Source organism: Actinomadura livida (genome assembly GCF_014648675.1).
GTDB classification, from domain to species: domain Bacteria; phylum Actinomycetota; class Actinomycetes; order Streptosporangiales; family Streptosporangiaceae; genus Spirillospora; species Spirillospora livida.
Genome location: NZ_BMRO01000010.1, coordinates 325,122 through 335,177, shown reverse-complemented (window position 1 = coordinate 335,177; position 10,056 = coordinate 325,122). Strand labels below are relative to the sequence as shown.

Here is a 10,056-nt window from a genome sequence, read left to right as displayed (position 1 = left end):
TCAGGTTGTCGGTGGACAGCAGCCAGAGCGTGACGACCTCGACCCCGGCCTCGGTGCTCCACTGCAGCAGCTCGGAGATCTTCGCGGCGCCGCGCTGGTGCCCGGAGTTGACGTCGGCCAGGCCCATCGTCCTGGCCCAGCGGCGGTTCCCGTCCAGTATCACGCCGACGTGCCGGGGCGTGACGTCGGTGGGCAGCTCCGCCTCGACGCGGCGCTCGTACAGCCGGTAGACGACGTCACGGACGGCCGCGTAGGGGCCGGTGCGGCGCAGGGCGGACAGCAGTCGCCCGCCCTCGGAGGGACGGCGGCGCACGCCGTCCTTCCGCGCACCGCGCGGCTTCTCGCCGCGCGGCTTCTCCGTACGCCGAACCCCCATGTGGGCTTCCCTTCGAACGACCATTCCCGCTGGAAAGACGCTCAATTATGGCCCGAGGTTCGAACCGGTCACTTTCTCCCCCGGCAGCGCGCGGGCGCGTGGCCCGGTCACGCGGCGGAGCTGCGGAAACGGCCGTTCACTCCGTTTCGCGGATGGGGTGGACCGACGTCCGGTCAGGGGGGGTCGCGGTGCGGCGGTCAGGCCCGCGGTCCGGCGGCGCGGGCGCGCTCGACGTACTGGAGCGCGGTGCGCAGCTCGGAGAGCCACTCGTCGGTGTTCTTGCCGACGAGCCGCACGCACCAGGCGAGCGCGTCGCTGCGGCTGCGGGCGACCCCGGCGTCGACGAGGGTGTCCAGGACGCGGCGCTCGGGCTGCCGGAGCCGCGTCATGACCGGCACCGACAGCGTCGTGAACATCTCCCGCTCGCCGCCGCACTCGACGCCCCACGACACCTTGTAGCCGTAGCGCTGCTCGGCCTCGCGGGCGATGGCGATGCGGCGCTCCCGGGTGTCCTCGCGGAAGCGCTGGATGTGCCCGGCGAGCACGCCGGCGCGCTCCGCCTCGGACGCCTCCGCCGCGGCCGGCGGCTCGGGCAGGCGGCCGACGACGCTGACCTCCTCGCGGTCGAGCACGACGTCGGGCGGCCCCGTGAACCACGCCTCGGGGAGCCGTCCGGAGAACCAGCCGCGCAGCTGCTCCGCCGCTTCACTCGTATGCATGTAATCAAAATTACAGCGCATGGGCGCGCTGGGCCAGCGTTTCACCGACCGACATCGGGGAGCTTGCGAAGTGCCTGGACTTCCGCGGGCGGGCGCTCTACCGGTGCAGGGAGCTGACCCGCTTCGGGCTGACCCGGACGGCGCCGCGCATGTTGCGGGTGTAGACGTTCTGGACCTGCACCACGGTGCCCCTTCGCGGTGCGGCGATCATCTTTCCCTTGCCCAGGTAGAGGGCGATGTGCGAGATGTAGCCCGGCGCGGTCGGGTCGTTCGCCCAGATCAGCATGTCGCCCGGCTCGGCCTTGCTGTAGGGGATGACCCAGCCCGTCCGCGCCTGGTCGGCGGCCACGCGCGGGAGGTGGATGCCGGCCTTGGCGAAGGCGTACTGCATGAGGCCGGAGCAGTCGTAGCCGCCCTCCGCCTCGGACTCACCGCCCCACACGTAGGGCCAGCCGAGCCGCGTGTAGGCCGCCTGGATCACGGTCCGCACCTGCTTGGCGGTCATGACCTGCCCGTTGGCGTCGGGTATCTCGCCCGCCTGCGGGAAGTCGATCTCGGGATTGACCGCGACCGCCTTGGCACCCTTCGGCAGCGCCTTGCGGATCTTCTTGATGAACGTCTTCGGCTCGGTCTTCGGGACGCTGACCAGCATCGCGTTGCCGGTGGGCATGCCGAGCGCCCGCGCCGCATCCCGGGAGATCACCGCGTCGACGTCGCCGATGCCCATCGTCGCGTAGGCGCCGACGCGCAGCCGTGTCTGCTCCCGCTTGCCGCCGACGGGGATCCTGCTGCCGAGCTCGACGCCGCCGTCGTTGCCCATCGTGAACGAGATCGCGACGTCGCCGGACGCCACGTTGCGCCACAGCGCGTCCGACTTGGCGGTGGGCTTCGGCGTGTAGTTGCGGAACGTGGACGGTTCGACGCCCATCAGCCCGACCTGCTTGCCCGCGACCATGCCCTGGACGGCGTCCACGACCTCGACGCCCTTCACGCCCTTCGCGCCGCGGACCTTCTCCACCAGGCCGGCGGGCAGCGTGGACGGGGCGGCGACCAGGACGTGGGGGGTGAGCCGCTTGCCGAGGGGCGCCACCGCGGACGGCGACACGCTCATGCTCCCCGACGCGGCCACGTAGCGGGCCCGCTGCTCACCGCGCGCGGAGTCCGCCGGGGCGTCGCCGCCGCGCACCACGAGCACGGTGACGTTGGCCGCCAATGTCGTGACGACGGAGACGCCGATGATCGTCGGTAGTACCCGGCGGTTCGGCTTCCCCACTGCCACACTCCCTCGACGGTCGCCCCGCGAACAGACCCGGCCGAGAAACGACTATGGCTCAGATGGCGGGTCACCGTCCAGATACCCGGCGGGTCCCCTGCCACCCCCGGCCGCATCGCCCCGGTGGGTCAGCTTCACCCCAGCTACTCAGTGGTAACACCAAGCGGCGGCGAGATCAACGTCACAGTGCCACAAAAGTAGACTTTCAGTCCAATTGACTGCGCAGTTCACGGGCCAGATCGGCCGTGGAGGTCACCGGCCGCCGGCACACGAACCCCTGGCACACGTACGCCGCGGGGACCCCGTCCACGAGCCCGCGCCCCTCCAGCAGCGGCACACCCGCCGCGTCCGGCGGGCCCACGCTCACCACGGCGCCCGGCGCCGCCGACATCAGCGCCGTCCGGTGCAGCGACCGGGTGCGCTCGTCGTCCGGAGCGCCGATCACCGCGACCTCCACCGGGCCCGTCGCCCGCGCCTCCGCCACGGCAAGCCCCCAGCCCGCGAACCGCGCGTGCTTGTCCGCGAGCGCCGCCGCCGGGCCGAGCGCCTCCCCGGCGGCCTGCCGGTGCCGGTCCGACGCGGTCAGCGCGGCGAACGACAGCAGCGCCCCGGCCGCCGCGAACTGCCCGGAGGGCGTCGCGTTGTCGGTCGGGTCCTGCGGCCGCCGGAAGAGCCGCTCCGCGTCGTCGGCGGTGTCGTAGAAGCCGCCGTCCCCGTCCCCGAACCGGTCGAGGACGGTGTTCAGCAGCTCGCCCGCCACCCGCATGTGGGCCGGGTCGCCCGTGACGCCGTGCAGGGCGAGCAGGCCCTCGGCCACATCGGCGTAGTCCTCCAGGACGCCGGCGTTCGCGCCCGCCGTCCCGCCCTTGGACGTCCGCGCGAGCCGCCCGTCGCTCAGATGCACGCCGGTCAGGAGCCGCGCCACCTCCTCGGCCGCCCGGACGAGGTCAGGCCGGCCGAACAGCGCACCGCACTCGGCGAGGGCGGCGATCGCGAGCCCGTTCCAGGCCGCGACGACCTTGTCGTCCCGCGCAGGGGGGATCCTGTGCGCGCGCGCCGACAGCAGCGCCGTCCGCACTCGCTCGTACCGCTCGGCGTCGTCGGGGTCGCGCAGGAGTTGCAGCACGGACGACCCGTGCTCGAACGTCCCCGTGACCTCGAACAGGCCCTCGGCGAACGCCGCGTCCTCGTCGCCGAGCACCTCGCGCAGTTGCTCCGGCGTCCACACGTAGTACTTGCCCTCGACGCCTTCGCTGTCGGCGTCCAGCGCGGACGCGAGACCGCCCTCGTCCGTCCGCAGGTCGCGGAGCATCCAGTCGCACGTCTCCAGCGCGACGCGCCGGGCGAACGGCGAACCGGTCGTCCGCCACCAGTGCGCGTAGACCCGCGCGAGGAGCGCGTTGTCGTAGAGCATCTTCTCGAAGTGCGGGACGACCCACTCCGCGTCCACCGAGTACCGCGCGAACCCGCCGCCGAGCTGGTCGTAGATGCCGCCCCGGGCCATCGCCTCCATGGTGTGGCCCGCCATCGCGAGCGCCTGCTCGTCCCCCGTCCGCGCGTGGTGCCGCAGCAGGAACTCCAGCACCATCGACGGCGGGAACTTGGGCGCGCCCCCGAACCCGCCGCGCGCCGCGTCGTAGGAACCGGCGAGCACCTTCACCGCGTGCGCGAGCATCTCCTCGCCGGGCGCCTGCGCCCCCGCGAGCCCCAGCCCACGCGACGCCAGCGCCGCGACGACCTGCTGCCCCTGCTCGACCACGACGTCGCGCTGCTCGTTCCACGCCTTGTGGACGGCCTGCAGCAGCGCCCGGAACTGGGCGCGCGGGAAGTACGTCCCGCAGTAGAAGGGATGGCCCTCCGGGGTCATGAACACCGTCATCGGCCAGCCGCCCTGGCCCGTCATGGCCTGGGTGGCCTCCATGTACACGGCGTCGAGGTCCGGCCGTTCCTCCCGGTCCACCTTGACGTTCACGAACAACTCGTTCATGACCTGCGCGACGCCCTCGTCCTCGAACGACTCGTGCGCCATCACGTGACACCAGTGGCAAGCGGCATATCCGACAGAAAGGAGGACTGGGACATCTCTCCGGCGCGCCTCGGCGAACGCCTCGTCGGACCACTCCCACCAGTCCACCGGGTTGCCGGCGTGCTGCAGCAGATACGGGCTTGTCGCGTCCTTGAGCCGGTTCATGCCTTCGATCCTGCCCGATCCGGCCGTCGCCTCACTCCCGGCCGGAGGTCCGGGCACCCGCCGCGTCAGGTGGTGAGGGCGTGGAGGGCGGGTTCCAGGGCGCGGTGGAAGGTCGGGTAGGCGTAGATCATTTCGCGGAGGGTGGCGGTGGGGGTCTCGGCGTGGACGGCCACGGCCAGGGCGCCGAGGATCTCGCCGCCCGCGGGGCCCGCGGCGGTGGCGCCGACCAGGGTGCCCCAGTCCGTGTGCTCGACGAGCTTGATGAAGCCGTCGTTGCCGACCTTCTGGATGAAGCCCCGGGCCGAGTCGGAGAGCCGGGCCGTGCCGGTGCGGACGGGGAGGTTCTGGTCGCGGGCCTGGGCCTCGGTGAGGCCGACGGACGCGATCTCGGGGTCGGTGAAGGTGACGCGGGGAACGGCCCGGTAGTTGGCGGGCGAGCCCTCCTCGCCGAGGATGTCGCGGACCGCGATGGCCGCCTGGTACATGGAGACGTGCGTGAACTGGCCCATGCCGGTGATGTCGCCGACCGCCCATACGCCCTCGGCGGCGCGCAGGTGGCCGTCGACCTGGATCTCGCGTGCGTCCTCGTCCAGGCCGACGTTCGCCAGGCCGAGGCCCTTGAGGTTGGGGCGGCGGCCGGCCGCCACCAGGAGGCGCTCGGCGGAGAGGGTCTCGCCGTCGAGGTCCATGGTGAACTCGCCGTTCTCGTGCTTGACGGCCGTCACCTGCACGCCGGTGCGGACGCCGATGCCCTCGCGCTCGAAGACCTCGCGGAGGAGTTCGCTGGACTCGGGCTCCTCGTTGACCAGGAGGCGGTCGGCGGCCTCGACCACGGTGACGCGGCAGTCGAAGCGGGAGAACACCTGCGCCATCTCGACGCCCACGACGCCGCCGCCGAGGACGATGAGCGACTCGGGCGCCCGCGTGGCCTGGACGGCTTCGCGGTTCGTCCAGTACGAGGTGCCGGCGAGGCCGTCGATGGGCGGGGCGGTGGGGCTCGTGCCGGTGTTGAGGACGATCCCGCGCCGGGCGCGGAAGACGCGGTCGTTCACCGTGACCTCGCCGGGGCCGGTGATGCGGCCCTCGCCGCGGACCAGTTCGGCGCCCTTGCCGGTGAGGCGGTCGGCGGCGACCTTGTCGTCCCACGAGTCGGTCGCCTCGTCGCGGATCCGGGCGGCGACCGGCGCCCAGTCCGGGCGGATCGAGGCGTCCCCCGCCATCCCCGGGATGCGGCCGCCCTCGGCGAGCAGCCCGGCGGCCCGCACCATCATCTTCGTCGGGACGCAGGCGTAGTACGGGCATTCCCCGCCGACCAGCCGCGACTCCACGGCGGCGACGGACAGGCCCGCCTCGGCCAGCCTCCCCGCCGCGTCCTCTCCACCCGGGCCAAGACCGATCACCACGACATCGACTTCGTCAGCCATGCACTGACTCTTGCCCACGTTCGCGGCCGGTTAGGCGGCGCGGCGGCAGCGGGATCCGATCGAGATCATGGACGAGGGTGATCTCGCCGCCGAACACGGCGGACGCCTCGTCCAGGAACCGGTGCTCGTCCTCCACGCGGTACCGCTCGGAGAAGTGCGTGAGCACCAGGTGCCGGACTCCGGCCTCCGCGGCGACCGCCGCAGCCTGGGCCGAGGTGAGGTGGCCGTACTCGGTGGCGAGGGCGGCGTCCTCGTGCAGGAAGGTGGACTCGATGACGAGCATGTCCACCCCGTCCGCCAGTTCCCGCACGCCGTCGCAGAGCCGGGTGTCCATGACGAACGCGGCCTTCTGGCCGGGACGGGCGACGCTGCACTCCTCCAGCGTGACCGTCCGGCCGTCGGGAGCGGTGACCCGGCCCTCCTCCTGGAGCCGGCGGACCAGCGGGCCCCGCACGCCCCGCGCGGCGAGTTCGGCGGGCAGCATCGTCCGGCCGCCGGGCTCCTCCAGCCGGTACCCGTAGGCCTCGACGGGGTGGGAGAGCCTGCGTGCGACGAGGGTGAACGGGGCGTCGCCGGTGTCGAGCACCATCCGCTCCCCCGAGACGGGCCGCTCGCGGATGACGCCGGTGTCGCGGAAGACGGCCGCGTGCCGCAGCCGCCGCCAGTACTCGTGGCCGCTCGCGGGGAACGCCGCGTCCACCGGGTGCTCGACACCGTCGCGGGCGATGCGCTGGACGACGCCCGGCACGCCGAGGCAGTGGTCGCCGTGGAAGTGGGTCACGCAGATCCAGGTGACGTCGTTCGCCGCGACACCGGCGCGGGTCATCTGCCGCTGCGTCCCCTCGCCCGGGTCGAAGAGCACGCCGTGGCCGTCCCAGCGCAGCAGGTAGCCGTTGTGGTTGCGGGCCTTGGTGGGCACGGCGCTGGCGGAACCGAGGACGATCAGATCGCGAACCGACATGGACCCATGGTGCCGGGTGCGATGGCCCGGAAGCTCCTGGTTATCCTGTGCCGGATCGGGCGGCGAGCAAGCGTTAGGGAGGCACCCTTGGCCGGGAGCAGCAAGCGCGAGAAGATCAAGATGGCGCCGGACGAGGTGGCGTCCTACCTCGCCGACAACTACAAGGTCCAGGTCGCCACGGTCGGCAAGGACGGCGCGCCGCACCTGGTGACGATGTTCTACGCGCTGCTCGACGGCAAGATCGCCTTCACCACGTACAAGGCGTCGCAGAAGGTGCTGAACCTGCGCCGCAACCCCACGATGACGTGCCTGGTCGAGGACGGCGTGGAGTACAGCGAGCTGCGCGGCGTCGCCCTCTACGGCCGCGGCCTCGTCATCGAGGACCCCGAGCCCAGGAGCAAGGTCGGCATGGTCGTCGGCTCCCGGATGGCGGGCCTGCCCGTCCCGGAGATGGGCGCCCCCATCGATCCCGTCATTGCCGAGGGCATTGAGCAGGCGATCGCCAAACGCGTCCTCATCGTGATGGAGCCCGACCGCGTGGTCAGCTGGGACCACCGCAAGGTGTGATCCCGGTCAGCGGGCGGCGCGGCGTTCCGCCAGCTCCGCGGCCTTCGGGCTGAGCACGGACTCGTAGAGTTCCGCCGCCCGGTCCAGCGCGGCGTTCTCGGCCGCCTTGTCGCCGCGGTCGCGGGCGGCCGCGGCGAGGCGGACGAAGATGTCGGCCTGGCGCTCGACGGCGCTCTCCCCGCGGTGGATCTCCAGGGCCTGGCCGAAGAAGTTGGTCGCCGCGACGGGGCGGCCCGCCCGCAGGTACGCCTCGCCGAGGTCCTCCAGGGCGTCGGCGCGGGCCGCCTGGTCCGGGACGGACAGCGCGGCGAACTCCTCGGGGAGCGGGCCGAGCAGCTCGATCGCGCGGCCGGTGTCGCCCGCGCGGATCAGCGCGCGGGCGAGGTCGTGCCGGACGAGCAGGATCTCGTGGCGGTCGCCGTCGCGCTCGGCGCGGTGCAGCTTCTCCTCCAGGACGCAGGCCGCCTCCGTCCAGCGCTCCTGCTCCAGCAGCGCCGTGCCCGCGCCTTCGAGCTCTCCCTCGCCCGCGGCGAGATGGTGGTCCAGGACGCGGCGGAGCGCGGTCTCCCGGCCGGCTTCGGCGTCCTCCAGGTGGGCGCGCTCACGCGCGAACGCGCGGACCGGGTCGGGAAGGCGGAAGCGGCCGCCGGTCTCGGTGACGAGGCCGCGGGCGGCGAGGACGTCCAGCAGCTCGCGGGCGCGCGACTCGGGGACGTCGGCCAGCGCGGCGGCCGCGCCGGGGCCGATGCCGCCGCCCGGATGCAGGCCGAGCAGCCGGAGCAGCCGGGCCGCCGCCGGGGCGAGCTCCCCGTAGGAGTCCTCGATGTTCGCGCGCACGACGGCAGTCCTCCCCGGACTCGGCCGAATCCAACCGAGCCGGGGCGTGTCAGGCGCCGTCGGCCGGGGGCGCCTTGGGATCGGCCGTCCCGGCCTTGGCCGCCTTCTCCGCCTCGGCGCGCTCCCACTCCTGCTGGATCAGCTCGGCTTCGCGCGGCGCCTGGATCTTCCTCATGTGCTTGTTCATCGAGCGGATGAGGAAGACCGTCGCGATGCCCAGTGCCACGACGACAGCGAACCCGAGGAAGCCCGGAGTGACGGTGTCGTCGTTCAAGGGGAACGCGCCGATCTGCACCGCGGTGAGGGAAAGCACTACAGACACACCTTCTCCCGGACGCCGGCGAACAGGTCGTCCTCCGGCAACTCGGTGTCGATGAGAGACCTGGCCAAATGGTAGTCCTCGGTCGGCCATGCCTCGCGCTGGAGGTCGAGCGGGACGACGAACCAGAAGCCGTTGGGGTCGATCTGGGTGGCGTGGGCGAGCAGGGCGCGGTCCCTGGTCTCGAAGTGGTCGGCGCAGGGGACGCGGGTGGTCACGTCCCACTTGGCGCGCCGCTCGCTCTCCTCGTCGAAGCGCTTGATCCAGTCGTTGTAGGGCGACTCCAGGCCGGCCTTCTCCATCGCGTTGTGGAGGGCGAGGATGCGCTCCTTGCTGAAGGTCATGTGGTAGTAGAGCTTGAGCGGCTGCCAGGGGTCTCCGGTGCCGGGGTAGCGCTCGGGGTCGCCCGCCGCCTCGAACGCCTCAACCGACACCTCGTGGCACTTCACGTGGTCGGGGTGGGGGTAGCCGCCCCGCTCGTCGTAGGTGAGCATGACGTGCGGGCGGAACTCGCGGACGGCGCGCACCAGCGGTTCACTGGCGGTCTCCAGCGGCTCCAGGGCGAAGCAGCCCTCGGGGAGCGGCGGCGGCGGGTCGCCCTCGGGGAAGCCGGAGTCGACGAAGCCGAGCCAGCTCTGCCGGACGCCGAGGATCTCGCGCGCCCGCGCCATCTCCTCCTCGCGCACCTTCCCGATGTCGGCCTTGACCTCGGGACGGTCCATCGCCGGGTTCAGGATGTCGCCGCGCTCGCCGCCCGTGCAGGTGACGACGAGGACCTCGACGCCTTCCGCGACGTACCTGGCCATCGTGGCCGCGCCCTTGCTGGACTCGTCGTCGGGGTGGGCGTGCACCGCCATGAGGCGCAGCGGCTCGCCGCCGCCGCAGGGTCGCTCGAGCGCCGCATCGTCGATGACCTCGGACACCTGGGTTCTCCCTAATCGCACCTTCGAGCGCCCCCGGTTCGAGGCACGCGCCCTGACAGACGAGAATTGTCCCTGACAACGTCCGCACACCGCACGGAGATTCCCCGCCATGACGACGAGCGTGTCGAAGCCGACGGTGCCCGCCGAGCCCCGGAAGGGGCGGCTCGGGCTGGTGGTCATCGGCGTCTTCGTCGCCCTGGCCGCCGGTGGCTTCGGGGTCATCTCCATGTACGCCGGTCAGACGCCCGGCATCGTGGCGCAGACCGTCACCTACGACATCACCGACACCTCGGTGGAGATCAACTACACGGTGGCCAAGGGCGAGGGCGACGTGGTGCGCTGCACCGTCGACGCCTTCGACAAGGAATTCGCCGTCCTCGCGGAGAAAGAGGTCGTCATACCGGCGGGGACGTCCAGCGTGAAGGGGACGGAGACGCTGCCGACGCCGCGCCGTGCGACCGGGGCG

Annotated in this window: 11 protein-coding genes; 2 read left to right on the top strand and 9 right to left on the bottom strand. The window is 72.4% G+C overall.

Annotated elements, in window-relative coordinates; all coding sequences use genetic code 11:
- From IEZ03_RS38140 to IEZ03_RS24785, 6 genes are all read right to left on the bottom strand, one after another.
- On the bottom strand, positions 1-376 hold a 376-nt coding region (locus IEZ03_RS38140; protein ID WP_229808547.1), incomplete at its 3' end, for an undecaprenyl diphosphate synthase family protein.
- Between the two features lie 197 nt (positions 377-573).
- The gene (abmR, locus tag IEZ03_RS24805) at positions 574-1,095 is read right to left on the bottom strand and encodes an ATP-binding transcription factor AbmR (protein WP_184881228.1); all 522 of its coding nucleotides are present in this window, start codon (positions 1,093-1,095) and stop codon (positions 574-576) included.
- Positions 1,096-1,192: 97 nt separating this feature from the next.
- Positions 1,193-2,368, bottom strand: coding sequence for a C40 family peptidase (locus IEZ03_RS24800; RefSeq protein ID WP_184881226.1), 1,176 nt, complete (start codon positions 2,366-2,368; stop codon positions 1,193-1,195).
- A gap of 205 nt (positions 2,369-2,573) precedes the next feature.
- On the bottom strand, positions 2,574-4,559 hold the full coding sequence (locus IEZ03_RS24795) for a thioredoxin domain-containing protein (RefSeq protein WP_184881224.1): 1,986 nt from the start codon (positions 4,557-4,559) through the stop codon (positions 2,574-2,576).
- Positions 4,560-4,624: 65 nt separating this feature from the next.
- Positions 4,625-5,983: a dihydrolipoyl dehydrogenase family protein gene (locus tag IEZ03_RS24790; RefSeq protein WP_184881222.1), complete on the bottom strand. Its 1,359-nt coding sequence runs from the start codon at positions 5,981-5,983 to the stop codon at positions 4,625-4,627.
- Positions 5,976-6,944 (bottom strand): ribonuclease Z, encoded by a 969-nt coding sequence (locus IEZ03_RS24785; protein ID WP_184881220.1) that lies wholly within the window; start codon positions 6,942-6,944, stop codon positions 5,976-5,978. Before IEZ03_RS24785 ends, IEZ03_RS24790 begins: the two co-directional genes overlap by 8 nt.
- An 87-nt stretch (positions 6,945-7,031) precedes the next feature.
- Here IEZ03_RS24785 and IEZ03_RS24780 point away from each other — a divergent pair, with 87 nt between their 5' ends.
- Positions 7,032-7,511, top strand: coding sequence for a pyridoxamine 5'-phosphate oxidase family protein (locus tag IEZ03_RS24780; protein ID WP_229808546.1), 480 nt, complete (start codon positions 7,032-7,034; stop codon positions 7,509-7,511).
- Positions 7,512-7,517: 6 nt separating this feature from the next.
- Here IEZ03_RS24780 and IEZ03_RS24775 read toward each other — a convergent pair whose 3' ends face one another.
- Genes IEZ03_RS24775 through mca form a run of 3 tightly spaced genes read right to left on the bottom strand, consistent with a single transcriptional unit; the run spans position 7,518 to position 9,524 of the window.
- Positions 7,518-8,348, bottom strand: coding sequence for a tetratricopeptide repeat protein (locus IEZ03_RS24775; RefSeq protein ID WP_184881217.1), 831 nt, complete (start codon positions 8,346-8,348; stop codon positions 7,518-7,520).
- Between the two features lie 49 nt (positions 8,349-8,397).
- Positions 8,398-8,670 carry a hypothetical protein gene (locus IEZ03_RS24770; protein ID WP_229808545.1) on the bottom strand — a complete coding sequence of 91 codons (273 nt, stop codon included), beginning with the start codon at positions 8,668-8,670 and terminating at the stop codon, positions 8,398-8,400.
- Positions 8,661-9,524, bottom strand: a complete 864-nt coding sequence (gene mca, locus IEZ03_RS24765; RefSeq protein ID WP_132051584.1) for a mycothiol conjugate amidase Mca — start codon at positions 9,522-9,524, stop codon at positions 8,661-8,663. The genes IEZ03_RS24770 and mca overlap by 10 nt, the downstream gene beginning before the upstream one ends.
- A gap of 175 nt (positions 9,525-9,699) precedes the next feature.
- On the opposite strand from mca, the gene IEZ03_RS24760 reads away from it, so the two are divergent.
- The coding region (locus IEZ03_RS24760) for a DUF4307 domain-containing protein (protein WP_189241236.1) at positions 9,700-10,056 on the top strand (357 nt) is incomplete at its 3' end.

What these genes read in the sequence shown, in the direction of transcription:
- IEZ03_RS24790 (WP_184881222.1), bottom strand. Translation starts at nt 5,983, where the DNA reads ATGGCTGACGAAGTCGATGTCGTGGTGATCGGTCTTGGCCCGGGTGGA.
- IEZ03_RS24785 (WP_184881220.1), bottom strand. Translation starts at nt 6,944, where the DNA reads ATGTCGGTTCGCGATCTGATCGTCCTCGGTTCCGCCAGCGCCGTGCCC.
- mca (WP_132051584.1), bottom strand. Translation starts at nt 9,524, where the DNA reads ATGGCGGTGCACGCCCACCCCGACGACGAGTCCAGCAAGGGCGCGGCC.
- abmR (WP_184881228.1), bottom strand. Translation starts at nt 1,095, where the DNA reads ATGCATACGAGTGAAGCGGCGGAGCAGCTGCGCGGCTGGTTCTCCGGA.
- IEZ03_RS24795 (WP_184881224.1), bottom strand. Translation starts at nt 4,559, where the DNA reads ATGAACCGGCTCAAGGACGCGACAAGCCCGTATCTGCTGCAGCACGCC.